This window comes from Stenotrophomonas maltophilia, from assembly GCF_047497515.2.
GTDB lineage: Bacteria > Pseudomonadota > Gammaproteobacteria > Xanthomonadales > Xanthomonadaceae > Stenotrophomonas.
This window is the reverse complement of the sequence record NZ_JAXAXL020000022.1, coordinates 12,556-32,206: the sequence shown is the minus strand read 5'-3', so window position 1 is coordinate 32,206 and position 19,651 is coordinate 12,556. Positions and strand designations below refer to the sequence as shown.

Sequence of the window (19,651 nt, the reverse complement as noted above, 5' to 3'; positions counted from 1 at the left end):
TTTGGGTTCGGCCCACCGATCCGGCAAAATGGCGTCCTCTCTCCTTTTCCCCTTCCCGACCATGAAGATCGTCGAAGTGCGCCATCCGCTGGTGCAGCACAAGATCGGCCTGATGCGCAACGCTGCGCTCAGCACCAAGGATTTCCGCGAACTGGCCAACGAGCTGGGCACGCTGCTGGCCTACGAGGCCACCGCCGACCTGGAGACCGAGCCGCACACCCTGCCCGGCTGGGCCGGCCCGGTCACCGTGCAGCGCATCGCCGGCGCCAAGATCACCGTGGTGCCGATCCTGCGTGCCGGCCTGGGCATGCTCAGCGGCGTGCTGTCACTGATCCCGGCCGCCCGCGTCAGCGTGGTCGGCCTGCAGCGCGATGAGGAAACCCTGCAGCCCGTGCCCTACTTCGAGCGCCTGACCGGTCGCCTGGAAGAGCGCGATGCGCTGATCCTGGACCCGATGCTGGCCACCGGCGGCACCCTGATCGCCACCATCGACATGCTCAAGCGCGCTGGCGCCCGCCGCATCAAGGGCATCTTCCTGGTGGCCGCGCCGGAGGGCATCGACGCGGTCAAGGCCGTGCACCCGGACGTGGAGATCTACACCGCGGCCATCGATGCCCAGCTCAACGACAAGGGTTACATCCTGCCGGGCCTGGGCGATGCCGGCGACCGCATCTTCGGTACCCGCGTCGGTTGATTCGCTGAACCGGGGTCAGAGCCCTTTCGCTGCGAAAGGGATCTGACCCCAGGCACGGCATTGCAGGCCGGCCGCGAATGCTCCCCGTGGCCGATGACGCTGTTCCAGCCGTCGAACCCGTGTCTACGGCCGTCGCGCGTGGGGTATTTCTTCACGTGGCCTTGCCGCCCACAAGCCAATGCTCCGCGCACCCGCCACCGCTTGGAGCACCCCGATGAAAGCCTCTTTCCTGCTGGCCGCCGTCCTGCTGGTCGGCCTGCCACTGGCCGCCAACGCCACCACCCCGCAGCAGCAGCGCATGGCCGATTGCTCGGCCAAGAACAAAGGATTGAAGGGCGACGCCTACAAGACCGCGCAGAGCACGTGCCTCAGTGGCCATGACGCCAAGCCGGCCAATGCGCAGCAGGAACGCATGCGCAAGTGCAACGCCGACGCGGGCGCCAAGAAGCTGGCCGGTGATGCGCGCAAGACCTTCATGAGCAGCTGCCTGAAGGCGTCGTAACGGTCACGTCCGGATGAACCGGCATCCACGCCTGGCGTGGATCCACCGATCGGTGAAAGGCCGGGCAGTGCCCGGCCTTTTCATTACCCCAACGCGCGCGCCTTCAGTTCACCCTGCTCGTGCAGGGTGACGAAGCGGCCCTTGTCATCACGCCCCAGCTGCGCGAGCGCCACCTGCGGATCGTGGGTGAAGAACAGATGCACGTTGCGCGCCAGCTTGTCTTCAAGGAACTGCCGCTTCTCGTCGATCAGCAGCTCGGCGTTGCGGTCGTAACCCATGGTGATCGGCACGTGCACCCATGAGCGGCCGGGTATCAGGTCGGCGCAGAACACCACGCCGCCGTGCGCGCCCTCGCCGGCATGCGCATGGCCGACAATCTCGGCCAGCATCAGCCCCGGCGTGTGACCATCGCTGAAGCTGAAACGCACGCTGCGCCCCAGCGCCCTGGAGTACTCGCCGTCCACCACTTCCAGGCGGCCGCTGGCCTGCAGCAGGCCCGGCAGTTCCGGAATGAAGCTGGCCCGATCCCGCGGGTGCGGCTGCACGGCGCGCTGCCAATGCTGTGCGCCCACCACATAGGTCGCATTGGGGAACAGCAGCTCGGGCTCGCGCCCTTCGCTCCATGCCGCCAGCAGGCCACCGGCATGATCGAAGTGCAGGTGGCTGAGCACCACCACATCGATGTCCTCGTGCTCGAATCCGGCTTCACGCAGCGAATCGATCAGCACGTGCTGGCTTTCCTGCACGCCGTAGCGTTCGCGCATGCGTGGATCGAAGAACGCACCGATGCCGGTTTCAAACAGTACCGTCTTGCCTTCCAGCGGGCTGGCAAGCAGCGCGCGGCAGGCCAGCTCGATGCGATTGAGCTCATCCGGCGCCGCCCATTTTTCCCATAACGCGCGCGGCGCGTTGCCAAACATCGCGCCGCCATCGAGGCGCTGCGAGTTTCCACGAATAGACCAGAGTTTCATGTGTCGATTATCGGCGCCGGCTCGTTAAATAATCGCTAGAAAGGAAATGGAAAACCCCGCCGTTGCGGGCGGGGTTTCGATGATCCAGCGGATTGCCGGCCCGCGGCCGGCACGACCGGATCAGCGCGCCGGCACAACCTGGGCGCTGCCCACCGGGTTGCGCGGGTCACTGCCTCCAAACAGCGTGTTGGCCTTGCGGTCCCATTCCACGGTCTGCAGGTTGCCCCAGACGTGACTGGAGCCGCGGCCACCGGCGGCGACATCGCCCGGCAGGTCGATCCTGTGGCCCATCGCCTGCAGCTGCTTTACGGTATCGGCGTCGAACGCATCGTCCTCGGCTTCGATCAGGTCCGGCAGCCACTGGTGGTGATAGCGCGGCAACGCAGCCACCTGCTGCGCATCCAGGCCGGCGTCGTAGCCGAGGATGCCCAGCAGCACCATGGTGATGATGCGGCTGCCACCCGGGGTGCCCAGCACCACCACCTTGTCGGCGTTCTCCATGAAGGTCGGCGTCATCGAGCTGAGCATGCGCTTGCCCGGCTTCGGCGCGTTGGCCTCGTAGCCCATCACGCCGAACGCGTTGGGCGTGCCCGGCTTCAGCGCGAAGTCGTCCATCTCGTTGTTCAGCAGCACGCCGGTGCCCTTCGGGATAAGCCCCGAGCCGTACAGCAGGTTGACGGTCTGGGTGGCGCCGACGCGGTTGCCGTCGCGGTCGATGATCGAGAAATGGGTGGTCTCGTCATCTTCCAGCGGCGTCGGATTGCCCGACAGCAGGTCGCTGGGCGTGGCTTTCTCCGGATGGATGGTGGCCCGCAGGCCCTGCGCGTAATCCTTGCTGGTCAGCACCTTCTGCGGGATCTGCACGAAGTCCGGATCGCCGAGGAAGAAGGTGCGGTCACGGTAGGCGCGGCGCATCGACTCCACCACCAGGTGGGTGCGGTGGGCCGGGTCCATCTTCTTGATGTCCCAGCCTTCCAGGATCTGCAGCATGCTGGCCAGCGCGATGCCACCCGACGACGGAGGCGGCGCGGTGGTGATCTTCCAGCCGTTGTAGTTGAAGACGATCGGTTCGCGCTGCTTCACGCGGTATCCGGCCAGTTCCTCGGCGGTCCATTTGCCGCCCGCCTGCTTCACGCCTTCCAGCAGCAGTTTGCCGGTCTGGCCCTTGTAGAAGCCGTCGAAGCCACCGGCGGCCAGGCGTTCCAGCGTCTGTGCCAGTTCCGGCTGCTTGAACAGGTCGCCGGTGGCAATCGGCTTGCCGTTGCGCAGGTAGACCTCGCGGGTGCCGGGGAAGCGCTCCATCACTTCACGGCGCGAGGCATAGCCCTTGGCCATGCGGTCGTACACCGGGAAGCCTTCGCGCGCGATGCGGATGGCCGGCTGCAGCGACGCCGACAGCGGCAGCTTGCCATGCTTGGCCGACAGTTCGACCAGCGCCGCAGGCAGGCCCGGAATACCGGCCGACCAGGCGCCGTTGACCGAGCGGTCACGGTCGAGGTTGCCCTGCTTGTCAAGGAACGCCTGGGGCGTTGCCGCAGCCGGTGCAGTCTCGCGCGCGTCCAGCATCACATCCTTGCCGGTGGACGCGTCGTGCAGCAGGAAGAAGCCACCGCCGCCCAGCCCCGAACTGATCGGTTCGACCACCGCCAGCGTGGACGACACCGCCACCGCGGCGTCGAAGGCATTGCCGCCCTGCGCCAGGATGTCGATGCCGGCCTGGGTGGCCAGCGCATGGCCACTGGCAATGGCGGCACCCTCGGGGCGCTCGGCACGGGCCGGGCTGTCGGCCCAGGCCATCGGGCTCAGCAGCAGGCCGAGCAGCAGCAGGGGGCGGACAATCAGCGTCTTCATTCGGATGGGGGCTCCGCATAGAGTTCGGGGTGATCGTGCTGCAGCTGGCGCAGCTTGGCCAGCAGCTGGTCTTCGGTTTCCACGATCTCCGGATCCGGGTCGATGCATTCGACCGGGCAGACGACCACGCATTGTGGTTCGTCGAAATGACCCACGCATTCGGTGCAGCGCGCAGGGTCGATCACGTAGATGGTTTCACCCATCGCAATGGCCTGGTTCGGGCAGGCCGGCTCGCATACGTCGCAGTTGACGCAGAGCTCGTTGATTTTCAGCGACATGGCGATACTCCTCGCCCGCGCCTTGGGACAAGGACCGGCCAGCGCGTGCGCGCGGGCCGGTCAGGTCATCAGCGGCGCCCTTGCGGAGCGCCGCCCGGGCCATGCCGGAGCATGGCCGCCATGGCTCGGTCTTACTTGGCTTCGACGAAAATGTACTCGGCACCGGTCGGCTGGATCGCAGCCTGCACGCGGGCGTTGTCGGCCGACTGGCCGATGAAGACGACGCGCACGCCCTTCATCGAATCCGGCCCCACGTCCTTGAACACGGCCTGGATCATGTCAGCCATCTTGCCCGAGGCCGACGAACCGAAGGCCAGCATGTTGCCCGGCTGCACGCCACGGGCCACGGCCTGGGTCGCGCTCTCGGTCTGGCGCTCGTACTTGGCCTGGAAGTCCGGGTCCGATTCCGGCGAGAGGTAGTACAGGAACGGGCTGTTGGTGATGTTGCCCATGTTCTGGATGGCCACTTCCTGCAGGTACTTCTTCCAGCCTGCATCGTCATCCTTGGCCGGCGCGACCAGCGCCTGCTTGGCTTCGTCGACCGGAGCGGCCTCTTCCTTCTTGCAGGCGGTGAAGGCCAGGGCCAACGAGGCGATCAGCATCGCGCGCATGGTGGTGTTCATGGGTTTCCTCCCGGAATGGTGCGTGGTGGTGTACGTAATGGGGTGCGGGTACAGCGGGGCTTACGACTGTGCCGACTTCGCTTCGCGGACCTTGCGCAGGGCTTCGAGCACCGCGGCCGGCACGAAACCGGACACGTCACCGCCCAGACGCGCGATCTCGCGGACCAGCGAGGACGAAATGAAGCTGTGCTGCTCGGCCGGGGTCAGGAACAGGGTCTCGACCTCGGGAATCAGGTGGCGGTTCATGCTGGCCATCTGGAACTCGTATTCGAAATCGGACACTGCGCGCAGGCCGCGCAGCAGCACCCCACCCTGGACCGAACGGACGAAATGGGCCAGCAGCGTATCGAAGCCGATGACCTCGACATTGCCGTGGTGGCCCAATGCGCCGCGGGCCAGCTGCACGCGCTGTTCCAGCGGCAGCGCCGGGCCCTTGGACGGGCTCTGCGCCACGCCCACCACGACCTTTTCGAACAACGGCGCGGCCCGGCTCACCAGGTCGATATGACCATTGGTGATCGGATCGAACGTGCCGGGATAGACGGCAATGCGGCGGTTGGCCACGGTCATGGGCGGATGCAGATGTTCAGATGAAGTCAAAGTGTAGCAGTGGCGCGGCGGTACAGGGCAAAGCGCACCTCACGGGTGCCGCCCTCGCGGTGCAGCAGCCATTCCGCCGGCAGCGCCGGGATGTGGCCTGCCGGCGATTCCAGGTATAGCCAGGCATCGGCGGCCAGGTGCCGTGGCAGCTGGGCCAGCACGTCCTGCCACAGGCCATCGGCGAACGGCGGGTCGATGAACACCAGGTCGGCCTGCAGCGCCGGGGCGCTCTGCAGCCAACGCAGGGCATCGGCCTGGACCACGGTGACCTGGTCGGCGGCCTGCAGCTTGGCGACAGCGGCGGACAGGTTGCGCCCGAGCTGGGCATCGCGCTCGACCAGGGTGGCGTGGGCGGCGCCGCGCGAGACGGCCTCCAGGCCCAGCGCGCCGCTGCCGGCGAACAGGTCGAGCACCCGCGCCCCGCCCAACCGGGGCATCAGCCAGTTGAACAGCGTTTCGCGCACGCGGTCGCTGCTCGGCCGCAGGCCCGGCAGGGTCGGCACCGGCAGGCGGGTATTGCGCCAGCGTCCACCGATGATGCGGACCTGGCCGTCATTGCCACCACGGCCGCTCACCGGCGCCCCCGGCGGGGGTTGTTCGAGAAATTCAGCATGAAGGGGATTGTAGTTCGGCCGGGCTGCCCCGGCACCCGGTAGCGTCGAGCCTGCTCGACTGAAGGCAACGTCAGTAGATCCACGCCATACGTGGATGGATGTCATGCGATATCTGACCCTGGTTGGGATTTCGAGATCTGAGGGATCTCATCCACGCATGGCGTGGATCTACTGGTTGCCGGGCACCCACGGCACTACCGCCGTGGGTGCAGGGCGCAGCCCTGCCGACCAACCCCCTTGATTTCGGGACAATCAGCCATACCCCTTGGCGAGGCCGCACGCGCTGGCGCGGCATTGCACATGGAGCCTTATCGATGACCGAGACCCCCCAGACCGAAACCCTTGGCTTCCAGACCGAGGTCAAGCAGCTGCTGCAGCTGATGATCCACTCGCTGTACTCCAACAAGGAAATCTTCCTCCGCGAGCTGGTCTCCAACGCCGCCGACGCCGCCGACAAGCTGCGCTTCGAGGCCCTGACCCAGCCGGCCCTGCTGGAAGGCGACGGCGAACTGCGCGTGCGCGTCAGCTTCGACCCCGCCGCCCACACCATCACCATCGAAGACAACGGCATCGGCATGAGCCGCGCCGAAGCCATCGCCCACCTCGGCACCATCGCCAAGTCCGGCACCGGTGACTTCCTGCGCCAGCTGTCCGGCGACCAGAAGAAGGATTCGCAGCTGATCGGCCAGTTCGGCGTCGGCTTCTACAGCGCCTTCATCGTCGCCGATGAAGTGGAAGTCACCTCGCGCCGCGCCGGCCTGGCTGCCGGCGAAGGCGTGCGCTGGAGCTCGCGCGGCGAGGGTGACTTCGACGTCGCTACCGTCGACAAGGCCGAGCGCGGCACCCGCATCGTGCTGCACCTGAAGGACGGCGAGCACGACTTCGCCGACGGCTGGCGCCTGCGCAGCATCCTCAAGAAGTACTCGGACCACATCGGCCTGCCGATCCAGATGCCGAAGGAAGGGGGCGACGAAGGTGCTGTAGTCGAATGGGAAACCGTCAACCGCGCCAGCGCGCTGTGGACCCGCCCGCGCACCGAAGTCAGCGATGCCGAGTACACCGAGTTCTACAAGCACGTGGCGCACGACCACAGCGATCCGCTGGCGTGGAGCCATAACAAGGTCGAAGGCAAGCTGGAGTACACCTCGCTGCTGTACGTGCCCGGCCGCGCGCCGTTCGACCTGTACCACCGCGATGCGCCCAAGGGCCTGAAGCTGTACGTGCAGCGCGTGTTCGTGATGGACCAGGCCGAGCAGTTCCTGCCGCTGTACCTGCGCTTCATCAAGGGCGTGGTCGATTCCAACGACCTGTCGCTGAACGTCTCGCGCGAGATCCTGCAGTCCGGCCCGGTCATCGATTCGATGAAGGCCGCGCTGACCAAGCGCTCGCTGGACATGCTGGAAAAGCTGGCCGCCGACAAGCCCGAGCAGTACGCCACGTTCTGGAAGGAATTCGGCCAGGTGCTGAAGGAAGGCCCGGCCGAGGACTACAACAACCGCGAGAAGGTGGCCGGCCTGCTGCGCTTCGCCTCCACCCGTGGCGACGGCGACGCGCAGAGCGTGTCGCTGGCCGACTACCTCGGCCGCATGACCGAAGGCCAGGACAAGATCTACTACCTGACCGGCGAGAGCTACAGCCAGGTCCGCAACAGCCCGCACCTGGAAGTGTTCCGCAAGAAGGGCGTGGAAGTGCTGCTGCTGACCGACCGCATCGACGAGTGGCTGATGGGCTACCTGACCGATTTCGACGGCAAGGGCTTCGTCGATATCGCCCGTGGCGACCTCGACCTGGGCGCGCTGGAAACCGAAGCGGACAAGCAGGAGCAGGAAGCGGCGGCCAAGGACAAGCAGGGCCTGGTGGAGCGCCTGAAGACGGTGCTGGGCGATGATGTGGCCGAAGTGCGCGTGTCGCATCGCCTGACCGATTCGCCGGCGGTGCTGGCCATCGGCGAACAGGACCTGGGCCTGCAGATGCGCCAGATCCTGGAAGCCAGCGGGCAGAAGGTGCCGGACAGCAAGCCGGTGCTGGAGATCAACCCGGGCCACCCGCTGATCGCCAAGCTGGATGCCGAAGCCGATGGCGCGCGCTTCGACGACCTCGGTCGCGTGCTGTTCGACCAGGCCGCACTGGCCGCCGGTGACAGCCTTAAGGACCCCGGTGCCTATGTGGCGCGCCTGAACAAGCTGCTGCTGGAGCTGTCGGCCTGACCGACAGAAAAGCGTGCCAACCAAGGTTGGCACCTACCGGGGCGAGTCGAGCGTGCCAACCAAGGTTGGCAACCACCGGGAGGGGCGGCTCAGGCGTCGCGGTCCAGCAGCGAGCCCAGCATCTGGTCCTGGCGGCGGATCACCGTGGCGTTGGCCGCGAAGGCCACCACCTCGGCCTTCGCCGCCAGCAGGTCGCCCAGCGGCACGCCGGAATCGATGCCGGTCGTGGTCACTGCGGTCTGCACCCCGCCCTGCTCCGCCGCACCGCGCTGCAGCTGCAGGCGCTGGGCCTCCGGGGTGGCGAGGTTGGCCACATTATGTGCGGCGACCTGCACACCCTGCTGGGCCGCACGCATGCCGGACAGCGCAGTCTCCATCACGTTCATCGGCGGTCTCCGGGCCACCCTGCGCAGCCCTCCGGACCGGTTATCGGCCGGCAGGCCGCGTCCTTGAGTCCACATCGGCCCGACAGGCCCGAGTGGTAGCATATCCCTCTGATTTCAGCGCCTTTTGCCAATGCTCAGTTTTTTCCGCCGCAAGAAGCCCCAGGATGCCCCCGCAACGGAGGCACCCAAGACCCAGCACTACTCGGCTGAAGAGCTGGCGGCGGCATTCCCGTCCGCTGCCCCGCTCGAAGAGGCCGCAGCTGCTCCGCTAGCCGCGCCGGACACGCCCGAGGCTGCCACGCACGCGCCGACGCCTGCACCTGCGCCCGTCGCAGTGCCCGCAGCGCCGGACGCCGCCGCACCGGCTCCGCCGGCTGCGGAACGTGTCATTGCCGCGGAGGACTTCGAAGCCGAAGCCCTGGCCGCTGCGGCCGTGCTCGCACCGCTGGCGCCGGTCACCCCGGCCGAAGCACCGGCTGCGCCCGCCGCTGATCTGCCGGTGCTGGTCGACGCCGCCCCGGCTGCGGCCGGCAAGCCCGGCTGGCGCGAACGCCTGCGCAACAGCGTCATCGCACGCAGCTTTGGTGGCCTGTTCTCGCGCAACCCCAAGCTTGATGACGACCTGCTGGACGAGCTGGAAACCGCACTGATCACCGCCGATGTCGGCGTGGGTGCCACCACCGACCTGGTCGAAGGCCTGCGCAAGCGCATGAAGTCGCGCGAGTTCGCCGACGCCAATGCGCTGCTGGCCGCGCTGCGCAGCGAACTGATCGCGATCCTGCAGCCGGTGGCCAAACCGCTGGTGATCGATCGCACTGCCAAGCCCTTCGTGGTGCTCACCGTCGGCGTCAACGGCGTCGGCAAGACCACCACCATCGGCAAGCTGGCCAAGCGCTTCAAGGACGACGGCCACAGCCTGATGCTGGCCGCCGGCGATACCTTCCGCGCCGCCGCCGTGGCCCAGCTGCAGGCCTGGGGCGAGCGCAACGGCGTGGCCGTGGTCGCGCAGGGCCAGAACGCCGATGCCGCCTCGGTGGCATTCGATGCACTGCAGGCCGGCAAGGCCCGCGGCACCTCGGTGCTGATCGCCGACACCGCTGGCCGCCTGCACACCCAGTCGGGGCTGATGAACGAACTGGGCAAGATCCGCCGCGTGCTCGGCAAGATCGACCCCACCGCCCCGCACGAAGTACTGATGGTGATCGATGGCACCACCGGCCAGAACGCGCTGTCGCAGCTGCGGCAGTTCAATGCCGCAGTGAACGTGACCGGCCTGGTGGTGACCAAGCTGGACGGCACCGCCAAGGGCGGCGTTGTGTTCGCACTGGCCCGCGAGTTCGGTATTCCGATCCGCTTCGCCGGCATCGGCGAGCGCCCGGAAGACCTGCGCGTGTTCGATCCGGAAGCCTTCGTCGACGCCCTGCTGCCTGAAGCGCTGGGCGCCTGATACACCGTGCAGCCACGCATGGCGTGGCTCTACTGAAACCGGTAGAGCCACCCCGCGGGTGGCTGCCCACCTCCGGAACACCGATGCCCCGCCAGCCGCACGCCAGCGCCGACACTGCCCAGGAAGACGGCTTCGTTGCCCGCCTGCTGCACTGGTTCGACGACCACGGCCGCCACGACCTGCCCTGGCAGCACCCGCGCAGCCCGTACCGGGTCTGGCTGTCGGAGATCATGCTGCAGCAGACCCAGGTGGCCACGGTCATCCCGTATTTCCTGCGGTTCCTGCAGCACTTCCCCACCCTTCCCGTCCTCGCCGCGGCCAGCAACGACGCGGTGATGGCACAGTGGGCCGGGCTCGGCTACTACGCCCGCGCACGCAACCTGCACGCCGCCGCCAAGCGCTGCGTGGAAGTGCACGACGGCGACCTGCCGCGCGATTTCGATGCACTGCACGCCCTGCCCGGCATCGGCCGCAGCACCGCTGGCGCGATCCTCAGCCAGGCCTGGAACGACCCGTTCGCGATCCTCGACGGCAACGTCAAGCGCGTGCTCAGCCGCTACCACGGCATCGACGGCTTTCCCGGCCTGCCGGCCATCGAGAGGCAGCTGTGGGTGATCGCCGAGGCGCATGTGGCGCAGGTGCCGGCCGGACGCATGGCCGACTACACCCAGGCGCAGATGGACCTGGGCGCGACCGTCTGCAGCCGCGCGAAACCGGCCTGCGTGATCTGCCCGCTGCAGGACGACTGCGTGGCACGCCGCGAAGGCCGCACCAGCGAACTGCCCACGCCCAAGCCGAGCAAGACGCTGCCCGAGCGCGAAGCGGTGGCCCTGCTGCTGCGCGATGCCCAGCAGCGCGTGCTGCTGCAGAAGCGGCCGGACACCGGCATCTGGGCGCAGCTGTGGACCCTGCCGCAGGCCGAGGCCGGCAGCGACCTGCAGGACTGGTTCGACGCACACGTCGACGGTTCGCTGGAAGACGCCGAGGAACTGCCGCTGCTGCAGCACACTTTCAGCCACTACCGGCTGCATCTGCAGGTATTGTCGCGGCAGGTTAGCGGCCTGCGCGTGGAGGAACCCACGTTGCGCTGGGTCGCCGCCGACGAACTGCCCGCGCTGGGCCTGCCCGCGCCGATCCGCAAACTGCTCGATGGCGCCACGATCAAGGCGCCGAAACGAAAACAACCGAAACCCCGCAACCACGAGTGAGTGCCATGCCCCGAACCGTCTTCTGCCAGTACGAACAACGCGATGCCGAGGGTCTGGACTTCGTGCCCTACCCGGGCGAGCTGGGCCAGCGCATCTTCAACCACATCGGCAAGCAGGCCTGGACCGCGTGGCTGGCCCACCAGACCATGCTGATCAACGAGAACCGGCTGTCGCCGCGCACGCCCGAGCATCGCGCGTTCCTGGAAGGCGAACTGGTCAAGTTCCTGTTCGAGAAGGACGCGGAAAAGCCGGCCGGCTTCACGCCGGAAGCCTGATACCCAGGCAGTGCCGGCCGCTGGCCGGCAGCATCTGCTGCGGGATGTCGGCCAGCGACCGGCACTCCCCCGCTATTTCGTGCCTTCCTCGCGTTCCTGCACCTGCGCCTGGCGAAGTTCCTGTTCGGAGGTGCGTAGCGCCTTCACGTCCAGCTTGCGGATGCTGTCGATGAAGCACGGCATGCGCGGGCCGCCGGTGGGATCACGCACCAGCACCTTGTCGAACCGTGACGACACACGGCCCATCTGGCTGGTCAGGCCGATGGCGGTGGCGTACGGCAAGTCCTGGCACGGGCCTCTCAACTCCAGCAGGTAGGCCTCGCTGGGCCGGGTCCACACCGCCAGCGCGCTGTCACCCAGTTCGGTCCAGCCATTGAGGCTGCCGAAGAACTGCATGTCGTTCTGCGGCGCACCGGCATGGGCGCGGTACAAGTCCAGTTTTTCGGTGCTGCTGAGCCGGCCGGTGGTGGCACAGGCGGCCAGGGCCAGACAGAGGCCGGCCAGCAGAAGCGGGGTCTTCATGGCGATCTCCTCGGGGAACCGGCAGTGATCATGCGCCCGCCAACGTGTGGCGGGCGCGATGAACGGCGCCCCTGTTCAGGCGCCAGGAGGCAGCCGTTGCCGGCCGCTCAGACGTCGGCGTGGGCGAGTGCGTGCAGGCGCCCTTCGCGCAGCTCCAGCACCCGGTCCAGGCGACGGGCCAGGCTGCGGTCGTGGGTGACCAGCACCAGGCTGGTGTGGCGGGCGCGGTTGAGTTCCAGCATCAACTCGAACACGGTGGCGGCGGTGCGGTCATCCAGGTTGCCGGTCGGTTCATCGCCGAGCACGCAGGCCGGATGGTTGACCAGGGCACGTGCCACGGCGGCACGTTGGCGCTCGCCACCAGACAGCTCGCCCGGCTTGTGGTCCAGGCGGTGGCCCAGGCCCACCGCTTCCAGCAGCACGGTGGCCCGGCTGCTCGCCTCGGCCACGGCGGTGCCGGCCAGCAACACCGGCATCATCACGTTTTCCAGCGCGGTGAATTCCGGCAGCAGGTGATGGAACTGGTAGACGAAGCCCAGCGCCTGGTTGCGCAGCAGGCCGCGCGCGGTGTCCGACAGTGCGGACATGCGCTGGCCGGTCACATAGACCTCGCCCGCGGAAGGCGTATCCAGACCACCGAGCAGGTGCAGCAGCGTGCTCTTGCCGGCGCCAGAGGCGCCAATGATCGCCACCGTCTCGCCAGCGGTCACGGTCAGGCCCAGGCCATCGAACACCGGGGTCTGCATGCGTCCCTCGGCGTAGATCTTGCCGAGGTGTTCGGCACGGATCACTTCATCGCCACGGTTGAAGACCTTATTCATAGCGCAGGGCCTCCGCCGGCTGGGTGCGTGCTGCCCGCCAGGCGGGATACAGGGTGGCCACGAAGCTCATCAGCAGCGCAACCACGGTGATCGCCACCACATCGCCGGTCTGCATGTCGGTCGGCAGGCCGGTGATGTAGTACACGTCCTCCGGCATCAGCTTGACGTTGAATACCGCCTCGATGGCACCGAGGATGCGTTCCAGGTTGAGGGTGAGGGTAATGCCACCGATCAGGCCGGCCAGCGTGCCGAAGATGCCGATCAGCGAGCCCTGCACCATGAAGACCTGCATCACCCCGCCCGGGGTCAGGCCCAGCGTGCGCAGGATCGCGATATCGGCCTGCTTGTCGGTCACCAGCATCACCTGCGAGGAGACCAGGTTGAACGCACCCATGGCGATGATCAGCGACAGCAGGATGCCCATCACCACCTTCTCCATGCGCAGCGAGTGGTAAAGGTTGGCGTTCTGCTGGGTCCAGTCACTCACGCGGTAGGCACCGCCGAGGTTCTGCGCCAGGTCCACGCCCACCTCCAGCGAGCGGTCCATGTCGTGCAGCTTCAGCCGTACGCCGGTGGCGCCGTCGCTGCGCAGCACGCGTTCGAGGTCCTGCATGTTGGCGAAGCCGACGCCACGGTCGACCTCGTTGTAGCCGGCCTCGAAGATGCCGCTGACGGTGAAGCGTTTCATCCGCGGCACGGCGCCGGCAGGCGTGCCCTGCACTTCGGCGAAGGTCACCAGCACCTGGTCGCCGACGTCCACGCCCAGCCAGATCGCCAGCTCCTTGCCCAGCAGCAGGTTGAAGCTGCCCGGCTTGAGGCTGTCGTAGCTGCCCTTGGTGACCTTCTTGTCGATCACCGATACCTTCGGCTCCAGCGCCGGATCGATGCCCTGGATGATCGCACCCTGTACGCGCGGGCCGCTGATCATCGACTGGATCTCGATGTACGGCGCGGCACCGGCCACGCGCGGGTCCTTGCTGGCGATGTCGACCACACGCATCCAGTCCGCCATCGGCTCGCCATCGCGGCTGATGGTGGTATGCGCGGTCATCTGCAGCAGGCGGCTGCGGATTTCCTTCTGGAAACCGCTCATGACCGCCAGGGTGGTGATCAGCACCGTGACACCGAGCGCGATGCCCAGGATCGATGCCATCGAGATGAAGGAGATGAAGCCGTTGCGGCGCTTGGCGCGCAGATAGCGCAGGCCGATCGCCACGGGGATGGGTTTGAACATGCAGGCACGCCAGTCAATTCAGCTTATGGTGCCATCGTACGCGGCCGACGGGAAACGGCACGTGCGGCCACGGCCAGTCGCAGTTCACGTCGCTGCCCGGAATCGAGCACATCCGGCCAGAACAACAGGTGCCGGCGGCGTCGGCCCTCACACCAGGACAACAACAGCCAGGCACCACGCACCACCAGCCGTGGCCCCTCGATGTCCTGCCCGGCCACCTGCAGCGGCTCGGGAAGCAGCGGCAGCCGCACCCGCAGGCGCGGCCTGCGCAGCCGCCAGGCCAGCTCGGCCAGGCCAACGCCCCAGGCCAGCAGCACGGCGGGCATCAGCAGGCGTGGCGGCAGCTCCGAGGCGCGCAGCAGCCAGGGCGCGGCCAGCAGCACCGCCAGCTGGGCGGCGGCCTGCAGCCGCGAGGGACGCCACTCAAGGCTTGAGGGCGAGGATCTTCTGCATGAGAGGGATCGCGTGCGCATGCGGGCAGGCCTCATAGCCCATGAACCAGCGCCACAACTTATCGTCCTCGCAATCGAGCAGGAACAGGAAAACCTCGCGCTCTTCGGTCGGCGCAGTGCTCCATTCGTGGTCCAGGTAACGGCCGAACAACTGGTCCAGTTCGCGCATGCCGCGGCGGCAACGCCAGCGCAGCTTCTTCAGCAGAACATCTTCTTCCATCGTGCTTCTCCAGATACAGCAAAGCCACGCATGGCGTGGCTCTGCTGGGGTCATGCAACCACCCGGCACCGTATCAGGCGCGGCGTTCCATCATCAGCTTCTTGATCTCAGCGATCGCCAGCGCCGGGTTCAGGCCCTTCGGGCAGGTCCGGGCGCAGTTCATGATGGTGTGGCAGCGGTACAGCTTGAACGGATCTTCCAGATCGTCCAGGCGCGCGCCGGTGTCCTCATCGCGCGAGTCGATGATCCAGCGGTAGGCCTGCAGCAGGATCGCCGGGCCCAGGTAACGCTCGCCGTTCCACCAGTAGCTCGGGCAGCTGGTCGAGCAGCAGGCGCACAGGATGCACTCGTACAGGCCGTCCAGCTTCTTGCGGTCTTCCGGCGACTGCAGGCGCTCGCGGTCCGGCGGTGCCGGCGTCTGGGTGCGGATCCACGGCTTGATCGAGGCGTACTGCGCATAGAAGTGGGTCAGGTCCGGAACCAGATCCTTGACCACGTTCATGTGCGGCAGCGGGTAGATCGGCACTTCCTTCTTGCCGCAGTCCGAGATGGCTCGGGTGCAGGCCAGGGTGTTGGTGCCGTCGATGTTCATCGCGCACGAACCACAGATACCTTCGCGGCAGGAGCGGCGGAAGGTCAGGGTCGGGTCGATCTCGTTCTTGATCTTGATCAGGGCGTCCAGGACCATCGGGCCACAGGCGTCCAGATCGACTTCATAGGTGTCGGTGCGCGGGTTGCTGTCGTCGTCCGGACTCCAGCGGTAGATCTTGAAGGTGCGCACGTTCTTGCCGCCGTTCTTGACGGGGAAGTGCTTGCCCTTCGTGATCTTGGAATTCTTGGGGAGTGAAAACTCGGCCATGGCTGCTCTCGTTGGCTCAGGCGGCCCGCGCCCGTGGGCGCGGATTGCATGGTAGGCGGGGTCGGATCAGTACACGCGCGGCTTCGGCGGCACCACGGACACGTCATCGGTCAACGTGTACATGTGCACCGGACGGTAGTCGAAGCTGCACTTGCCCTTCTCGTCGACGCTGACCAGGGTGTGCTTCTGCCAGTTGACGTCGTCGCGGTCCGGGAAGTCCTCGTGCGCATGCGCGCCGCGGCTTTCCTTGCGCTGTTCGGCCGAGTTGATCGTCGCCACCGCGTTGAGCAGCAGGTTGTTCAGCTCGTAGGTTTCGATCAGGTCCGAGTTCCACACCAGCGAACGGTCGGAGACCTTCACGTCCTGGAACGAGTCGAAGATCTTGTCCATCTTCTCGCAGCCTTCCTTCAGCGTCTGGCTGGTGCGGAAGACCGCCGCGTCGGCCTGCATGGTGCGCTGCATGCGATCGCGGATGACCGAGGTCGGGGTATCGCCGTTGGCGTGGCGCAGCTTGTCCAGCAGGCCCAGCGCCTTGTCGCAGGCATCAGCGGCCAGCGGCTTGTGCGATGCGCCCGGCTTGATGGTCTCGGCGCAGCGGTTGGCCACCGCACGGCCGAACACCACCAGGTCCAGCAGCGAGTTCGAGCCCAGGCGGTTGGCGCCGTGCACGGACACGCAGGCCGCTTCGCCGATGGCGTACAGGCCCGGCACCACCGCATCGGGGTTGTCGCCGACCTTGCGCACGACTTCGCCGTGGTAATTGGTCGGGATGCCACCCATGTTGTAGTGCACGGTCGGGATGACCGGGATCGGCTGCTTGTGCACGTCGACGCCGGCGAAGATGCGGGCGCTCTCGGCGATACCCGGCAGCTTGTCGTCGATCACGCCCGGGCCGAGGTGGGTCAGGTCGAGCAGGATGTGGTCCTTGTGCTCGCCGACGCCGCGGCCTTCGCGGATCTCGATGGTCATCGAACGGCTGACCACGTCGCGCGAGGCCAGGTCCTTGTAGTGCGGTGCATAGCGCTCCATGAAGCGCTCGCCGCTGCTGTTGCGCAGGATGCCGCCTTCACCGCGGACACCCTCGGTGATCAGGCAGCCGGCGCCATAGATGCCGGTCGGGTGGAACTGCACGAACTCCATGTCCTGCATGGCGATGCCGGCACGCATGGCCAGGCCGCCACCGTCGCCGGTGCAGGTGTGCGCCGAGGTGGCGCTGAAGTAGGCGCGGCCGTAACCGCCGGTGGCCAGCACCACGCCCTGGGCGCGGAACAGGTGCAGGGTGCCGTCGGACATGTCCAAGGCCAGCACACCGCGGCAGGCGCCTTCGTCATCGAAGATCAGGTCGAGCGCGAAGTACTCGATCATGAAGCGCGCGTCGTGCTTCAGCGACTGCTGGTACAGCGTGTGCAGCATCGCGTGGCCGGTACGGTCGGCCGCCGCGCAGGTACGCTGCGCCGCCGGGCCTTCGCCGTACTTGGTGGTCATGCCACCGAACGGACGCTGGTAGATCTTGCCTTCGGCGGTGCGCGAGAACGGCACGCCGTAGTGTTCGAGCTCGATGATGGCCGGGATGGCCTCACGGCACATGTATTCGATGGCGTCCTGGTCGCCCAGCCAGTCCGAACCCTTGATGGTGTCGAAGAAGTGGTAGCGCCAGTCGTCCTCGCCCATGTTGGCGAGTGCGGCCGAGATACCGCCCTGGGCGGCAACGGTGTGCGAACGGGTCGGGAAGACCTTGGTCAGGCACACGGTCTGCAGGCCCTTGGCGGCCAGGCCGAACGTGGCGCGCAGGCCGGCGCCGCCGGCGCCGACCACGACCATGTCGTACTTGTGTTCGGTGATCTTGTAAGCGGACATCTAATCTGGATTCCTGTGTTGGTGCCTGGGCTCAGGCAACGCCGAGGGCGATGCGGCCCACCGCAAACACACTGACGATCATGCCGAGCACGGCGACGAACTTCACCGCGGTCTGCAGCACCAGGGCCAGCAGCGATTCGTGGATGTAGTCTTCCAGCACGACCTGCATGCCGAGCTGCGCGTGCCAGAACATGGCGATCAGCAGGCCGATCAGCGGCACGGCATTCCACGGCTTGGCCACGGCGGCGGCGGCGGTCGCGTAGTCCGAACCCAGCAGGCTCAGCACGAAGACCAGGAACCAGATGCCCAGCACCACCAGGGCGGCGGCGGTCAGGCGCTGGTGCACGAAGTGTTCGGTGCCGGTCTTGGCCGAGCCAAGGCCGCGCACGCTCTTCAACGGGGTACGGAACCTGCTCACGCGGCACCTCCGAACATCACATAGGCCCACACCAGCAGGGTGATCACCAGGCTGCCGGTGACCGACAGCCAGCTGCTGCGGATGAAAGCGGGGATGCTGAAGCCGATGGCGAAGTCCTGCACCACATGGCGGATGCCATTGCACAGGTGATAGGCGAACGACCATGTCCACGCGAACAGGAACACGCGGCCATACCAGGCCCCGGCATGGCCGGTGAAGCAGTTCCAGGACTCGGGCCCCATCATCAGGGCCAGCAGGCCGGCGGCGATGATGAGGGCACCAACAGACAGAAAGACGCCAGTGGCTCGATGCAGGATCGAGGTGGCCATCTGAATCTGCCAGCGATACACCTGAAGGTGCGGGGAAAGTGGGCGTTGTCTGGTCGCCATTCGCTGGGCTCGTTGTCTCGGCTGGGCGGCACACGGCCGCGTTGGCTCAATGCTGATCAGAAATCGATGCAGCGTCCGTTTTTCTCCCAATCGCCATACCGCACCGGATCAAGTCCGCCGCGGCCGCCGAATTCCTCTGCTTTTTCCGGTTCCACGGGCACGGGTGCCGCGGGGACCAGCGGGGCTTCAGATTCGTCGTCGGGAGTGGGGGTTGTTTGGCCTATCATGTTCGGTCTCGCAACGCACAAATTTTAGACCTCGTTCACGTGCCTGACAACCTGCCCCCTGCTTTCGTCGGATATCCGCGCCTTCCCGGCCACCAGCTGCTGAGCCTGCAGGGTGTCGATGCGGCCGTTTTCGCCCACGCCCAGTTCAGCAGCGATGTCACTGCCCTGCCCCTGCTGCACTGGCAGTGGAGCGCCTGGCTGAGTGCCAAGGGCCGCACCCTGGCGGTGTTCCAGCTGCTTCGGCTGGCCGAAGACCATGTGATGCTGGTGCTGGCCGATGGCGATGCCGATGCGATTGCGTCGCAACTGCAGCGTTTCGTGTTCCGCCGCAAGGTGAAGGTGCTGGTGCGCAGCGATCTGGCGGTGGCCGGCGCCTTCACCGCGCCCGAGGCCGCCAGTGGCGCCGCCATTGCGCACGCCGCAGGTGACGGCTGGGAACTGGACCTGGGCAGCGATGCCCTGCCGCGTACCCTGCGCATCGGCGCTGCCGACGCCTTCGCCGCCGGCAGCGAGGCCGATGAGGCGGCGTTCGCCCTGGCCTGGCGCCAGGCCGATCTGCGCTACGGCCTGCCCCGGCTTGAGGAAAGCCAGCGCGAGGTATGGACTCCGCAGCAACTGGGGCTGGACCGCCTGAACGGCTACAGCGTGAAGAAGGGTTGCTACCCGGGCCAGGAAATCGTCGCCCGCACCCACTTCCTCGGCAAGGCCAAGCGCGCGGTGCAGCTGCTGCATACCGCAGCGCCGGCGCAGGCCGGCGATGGCGTGCAGCAGGACGGCGCGGCGCTGGGCACGATCGCCAGCGTGGCCGGCGACCTGGCGCTGGCGGTGTTGCCGTTGGAGGCCAGTGACGCCGATCTGCAGGTCGGCGATGCCGTCGCGCAGCGCATGCCCTTGCTGGACGGATTGGCGCGCTGAATCCGGCGGGCTCTCATCCACGCATGGCGTGGATCTACTGAACACAGAGCCTGGTGGGGGGGGCCCCGTGGTGCCCCCCAC

General features: G+C 67.1%; 24 protein-coding genes. 7 read left to right on the top strand and 17 right to left on the bottom strand.

Features of this window, described 5'->3' with window-relative positions; all coding sequences use genetic code 11:
* Positions 1-61 precede the first annotated feature (61 nt).
* Positions 62-694 (top strand): uracil phosphoribosyltransferase, encoded by a 633-nt coding sequence (upp, locus tag ACMZPQ_RS20785; protein WP_197582490.1) that lies wholly within the window; start codon positions 62-64, stop codon positions 692-694.
* 214 nt (positions 695-908) lie between these two features.
* Positions 909-1,196 carry a PsiF family protein gene (locus ACMZPQ_RS20780; RefSeq protein WP_197582485.1) on the top strand — a complete coding sequence of 96 codons (288 nt, stop codon included), beginning with the start codon at positions 909-911 and terminating at the stop codon, positions 1,194-1,196.
* 83 nt (positions 1,197-1,279) lie between these two features.
* Here the strand turns inward: ACMZPQ_RS20780 and ACMZPQ_RS20775 are convergent, their stop codons facing one another.
* The 6 genes from ACMZPQ_RS20775 to rsmD all read right to left on the bottom strand — a co-directional run bounded on the left by ACMZPQ_RS20775 (position 1,280) and on the right by rsmD (position 6,094).
* A complete protein-coding gene (locus ACMZPQ_RS20775) occupies positions 1,280-2,167 on the bottom strand; it encodes an MBL fold metallo-hydrolase (RefSeq protein ID WP_197582484.1) in 888 nt (295 codons plus the stop codon).
* A 120-nt stretch (positions 2,168-2,287) separates the two neighbouring features.
* On the bottom strand, positions 2,288-4,018 hold the full coding sequence (gene ggt / locus ACMZPQ_RS20770; protein ID WP_197582483.1) for a gamma-glutamyltransferase: 1,731 nt from the start codon (positions 4,016-4,018) through the stop codon (positions 2,288-2,290).
* Positions 4,015-4,296 (bottom strand): YfhL family 4Fe-4S dicluster ferredoxin, encoded by a 282-nt coding sequence (locus tag ACMZPQ_RS20765; RefSeq protein WP_004153175.1) that lies wholly within the window; start codon positions 4,294-4,296, stop codon positions 4,015-4,017. The genes ggt and ACMZPQ_RS20765 overlap by 4 nt, the downstream gene beginning before the upstream one ends.
* A 131-nt stretch (positions 4,297-4,427) precedes the next feature.
* Positions 4,428-4,919: a hypothetical protein gene (locus ACMZPQ_RS20760; protein ID WP_008267340.1), complete on the bottom strand. Its 492-nt coding sequence runs from the start codon at positions 4,917-4,919 to the stop codon at positions 4,428-4,430.
* A 60-nt stretch (positions 4,920-4,979) separates the two neighbouring features.
* Positions 4,980-5,489 carry a pantetheine-phosphate adenylyltransferase gene (gene coaD, locus ACMZPQ_RS20755; protein WP_006433094.1) on the bottom strand — a complete coding sequence of 170 codons (510 nt, stop codon included), beginning with the start codon at positions 5,487-5,489 and terminating at the stop codon, positions 4,980-4,982.
* Positions 5,490-5,515: 26 nt separating this feature from the next.
* Positions 5,516-6,094: a 16S rRNA (guanine(966)-N(2))-methyltransferase RsmD gene (gene rsmD / locus ACMZPQ_RS20750; protein ID WP_197582482.1), complete on the bottom strand. Its 579-nt coding sequence runs from the start codon at positions 6,092-6,094 to the stop codon at positions 5,516-5,518.
* A 353-nt stretch (positions 6,095-6,447) separates the two neighbouring features.
* On the opposite strand from rsmD, the gene htpG reads away from it, so the two are divergent.
* Positions 6,448-8,340: a molecular chaperone HtpG gene (htpG, locus tag ACMZPQ_RS20745; RefSeq protein WP_197582481.1), complete on the top strand. Its 1,893-nt coding sequence runs from the start codon at positions 6,448-6,450 to the stop codon at positions 8,338-8,340.
* A gap of 89 nt (positions 8,341-8,429) precedes the next feature.
* On the opposite strand, the gene ACMZPQ_RS20740 is transcribed toward htpG, so the two are convergent.
* Positions 8,430-8,726: a flagellar basal body protein gene (locus tag ACMZPQ_RS20740; protein WP_197582480.1), complete on the bottom strand. Its 297-nt coding sequence runs from the start codon at positions 8,724-8,726 to the stop codon at positions 8,430-8,432.
* Between the two features lie 130 nt (positions 8,727-8,856).
* Between ACMZPQ_RS20740 and ftsY the strand changes: the two genes are divergently transcribed.
* The 3 genes from ftsY (at position 8,857) to ACMZPQ_RS20725 (ending at position 11,656) form a co-directional block, all read left to right on the top strand.
* Positions 8,857-10,173 carry a signal recognition particle-docking protein FtsY gene (gene ftsY / locus ACMZPQ_RS20735; protein WP_197582479.1) on the top strand — a complete coding sequence of 439 codons (1,317 nt, stop codon included), beginning with the start codon at positions 8,857-8,859 and terminating at the stop codon, positions 10,171-10,173.
* 83 nt (positions 10,174-10,256) lie between these two features.
* Complete coding sequence (gene mutY / locus ACMZPQ_RS20730; protein WP_197582478.1) at positions 10,257-11,381, top strand: A/G-specific adenine glycosylase; 1,125 nt, start codon at positions 10,257-10,259, stop codon at positions 11,379-11,381.
* 5 nt (positions 11,382-11,386) lie between these two features.
* A complete protein-coding gene (locus ACMZPQ_RS20725) occupies positions 11,387-11,656 on the top strand; it encodes an oxidative damage protection protein (protein WP_197582477.1) in 270 nt (89 codons plus the stop codon).
* A 72-nt stretch (positions 11,657-11,728) separates the two neighbouring features.
* On the opposite strand, the gene ACMZPQ_RS20720 is transcribed toward ACMZPQ_RS20725, so the two are convergent.
* The 10 genes from ACMZPQ_RS20720 to ACMZPQ_RS20675 all read right to left on the bottom strand — a co-directional run bounded on the left by ACMZPQ_RS20720 (position 11,729) and on the right by ACMZPQ_RS20675 (position 18,655).
* Complete coding sequence (locus ACMZPQ_RS20720) at positions 11,729-12,178, bottom strand: DUF6491 family protein (RefSeq protein WP_197582476.1); 450 nt, start codon at positions 12,176-12,178, stop codon at positions 11,729-11,731.
* A 107-nt stretch (positions 12,179-12,285) separates the two neighbouring features.
* Positions 12,286-12,999 (bottom strand): lipoprotein-releasing ABC transporter ATP-binding protein LolD, encoded by a 714-nt coding sequence (lolD, locus tag ACMZPQ_RS20715; protein WP_197582475.1) that lies wholly within the window; start codon positions 12,997-12,999, stop codon positions 12,286-12,288.
* Entirely contained in the window at positions 12,992-14,233 is a 1,242-nt protein-coding gene (locus ACMZPQ_RS20710; RefSeq protein WP_197582473.1) for a lipoprotein-releasing ABC transporter permease subunit, read from the bottom strand. Before ACMZPQ_RS20710 ends, lolD begins: the two co-directional genes overlap by 8 nt.
* A 23-nt stretch (positions 14,234-14,256) precedes the next feature.
* Complete coding sequence (locus tag ACMZPQ_RS20705) at positions 14,257-14,706, bottom strand: hypothetical protein (RefSeq protein WP_197582472.1); 450 nt, start codon at positions 14,704-14,706, stop codon at positions 14,257-14,259.
* Positions 14,657-14,905: an FAD assembly factor SdhE gene (locus ACMZPQ_RS20700; protein WP_005409080.1), complete on the bottom strand. Its 249-nt coding sequence runs from the start codon at positions 14,903-14,905 to the stop codon at positions 14,657-14,659. Before ACMZPQ_RS20700 ends, ACMZPQ_RS20705 begins: the two co-directional genes overlap by 50 nt.
* A 73-nt stretch (positions 14,906-14,978) precedes the next feature.
* A complete protein-coding gene (locus ACMZPQ_RS20695; protein WP_005409079.1) occupies positions 14,979-15,764 on the bottom strand; it encodes a succinate dehydrogenase iron-sulfur subunit in 786 nt (261 codons plus the stop codon).
* Between the two features lie 66 nt (positions 15,765-15,830).
* Positions 15,831-17,621, bottom strand: a complete 1,791-nt coding sequence (gene sdhA, locus ACMZPQ_RS20690; protein WP_197582470.1) for a succinate dehydrogenase flavoprotein subunit — start codon at positions 17,619-17,621, stop codon at positions 15,831-15,833.
* Positions 17,622-17,652: 31 nt separating this feature from the next.
* The gene (gene sdhD, locus ACMZPQ_RS20685) at positions 17,653-18,039 is read right to left on the bottom strand and encodes a succinate dehydrogenase, hydrophobic membrane anchor protein (RefSeq protein WP_006432981.1); all 387 of its coding nucleotides are present in this window, start codon (positions 18,037-18,039) and stop codon (positions 17,653-17,655) included.
* Positions 18,036-18,428, bottom strand: coding sequence for a succinate dehydrogenase, cytochrome b556 subunit (gene sdhC, locus ACMZPQ_RS20680; RefSeq protein WP_005409076.1), 393 nt, complete (start codon positions 18,426-18,428; stop codon positions 18,036-18,038). Before sdhC ends, sdhD begins: the two co-directional genes overlap by 4 nt.
* A gap of 56 nt (positions 18,429-18,484) precedes the next feature.
* Complete coding sequence (locus tag ACMZPQ_RS20675) at positions 18,485-18,655, bottom strand: DUF1674 domain-containing protein (RefSeq protein ID WP_197582469.1); 171 nt, start codon at positions 18,653-18,655, stop codon at positions 18,485-18,487.
* Between the two features lie 39 nt (positions 18,656-18,694).
* Between ACMZPQ_RS20675 and ygfZ the strand changes: the two genes are divergently transcribed.
* Positions 18,695-19,570, top strand: a complete 876-nt coding sequence (ygfZ, locus tag ACMZPQ_RS20670) for a CAF17-like 4Fe-4S cluster assembly/insertion protein YgfZ (RefSeq protein WP_197582468.1) — start codon at positions 18,695-18,697, stop codon at positions 19,568-19,570.
* Positions 19,571-19,651 lie beyond the last annotated feature (81 nt).

What these genes read in the sequence shown, in the direction of transcription:
- upp (WP_197582490.1), top strand. Translation starts at nt 62, where the DNA reads ATGAAGATCGTCGAAGTGCGCCATCCGCTGGTGCAGCACAAGATCGGC.
- ACMZPQ_RS20780 (WP_197582485.1), top strand. Translation starts at nt 909, where the DNA reads ATGAAAGCCTCTTTCCTGCTGGCCGCCGTCCTGCTGGTCGGCCTGCCA.
- ACMZPQ_RS20775 (WP_197582484.1), bottom strand. Translation starts at nt 2,167, where the DNA reads ATGAAACTCTGGTCTATTCGTGGAAACTCGCAGCGCCTCGATGGCGGC.
- ggt (WP_197582483.1), bottom strand. Translation starts at nt 4,018, where the DNA reads ATGAAGACGCTGATTGTCCGCCCCCTGCTGCTGCTCGGCCTGCTGCTG.
- ACMZPQ_RS20765 (WP_004153175.1), bottom strand. Translation starts at nt 4,296, where the DNA reads ATGTCGCTGAAAATCAACGAGCTCTGCGTCAACTGCGACGTATGCGAG.
- ACMZPQ_RS20760 (WP_008267340.1), bottom strand. Translation starts at nt 4,919, where the DNA reads ATGAACACCACCATGCGCGCGATGCTGATCGCCTCGTTGGCCCTGGCC.
- coaD (WP_006433094.1), bottom strand. Translation starts at nt 5,489, where the DNA reads ATGACCGTGGCCAACCGCCGCATTGCCGTCTATCCCGGCACGTTCGAT.
- htpG (WP_197582481.1), top strand. Translation starts at nt 6,448, where the DNA reads ATGACCGAGACCCCCCAGACCGAAACCCTTGGCTTCCAGACCGAGGTC.
- ACMZPQ_RS20740 (WP_197582480.1), bottom strand. Translation starts at nt 8,726, where the DNA reads ATGAACGTGATGGAGACTGCGCTGTCCGGCATGCGTGCGGCCCAGCAG.
- ftsY (WP_197582479.1), top strand. Translation starts at nt 8,857, where the DNA reads ATGCTCAGTTTTTTCCGCCGCAAGAAGCCCCAGGATGCCCCCGCAACG.
- mutY (WP_197582478.1), top strand. Translation starts at nt 10,257, where the DNA reads ATGCCCCGCCAGCCGCACGCCAGCGCCGACACTGCCCAGGAAGACGGC.
- ACMZPQ_RS20725 (WP_197582477.1), top strand. Translation starts at nt 11,387, where the DNA reads ATGCCCCGAACCGTCTTCTGCCAGTACGAACAACGCGATGCCGAGGGT.
- ACMZPQ_RS20720 (WP_197582476.1), bottom strand. Translation starts at nt 12,178, where the DNA reads ATGAAGACCCCGCTTCTGCTGGCCGGCCTCTGTCTGGCCCTGGCCGCC.
- lolD (WP_197582475.1), bottom strand. Translation starts at nt 12,999, where the DNA reads ATGAATAAGGTCTTCAACCGTGGCGATGAAGTGATCCGTGCCGAACAC.
- ACMZPQ_RS20710 (WP_197582473.1), bottom strand. Translation starts at nt 14,233, where the DNA reads ATGTTCAAACCCATCCCCGTGGCGATCGGCCTGCGCTATCTGCGCGCC.
- ACMZPQ_RS20705 (WP_197582472.1), bottom strand. Translation starts at nt 14,706, where the DNA reads ATGCGCACGCGATCCCTCTCATGCAGAAGATCCTCGCCCTCAAGCCTT.
- ACMZPQ_RS20700 (WP_005409080.1), bottom strand. Translation starts at nt 14,905, where the DNA reads ATGGAAGAAGATGTTCTGCTGAAGAAGCTGCGCTGGCGTTGCCGCCGC.
- ACMZPQ_RS20695 (WP_005409079.1), bottom strand. Translation starts at nt 15,764, where the DNA reads ATGGCCGAGTTTTCACTCCCCAAGAATTCCAAGATCACGAAGGGCAAG.
- sdhA (WP_197582470.1), bottom strand. Translation starts at nt 17,621, where the DNA reads ATGTCCGCTTACAAGATCACCGAACACAAGTACGACATGGTCGTGGTC.
- sdhC (WP_005409076.1), bottom strand. Translation starts at nt 18,428, where the DNA reads ATGGCGACCAGACAACGCCCACTTTCCCCGCACCTTCAGGTGTATCGC.
- ACMZPQ_RS20675 (WP_197582469.1), bottom strand. Translation starts at nt 18,655, where the DNA reads ATGATAGGCCAAACAACCCCCACTCCCGACGACGAATCTGAAGCCCCG.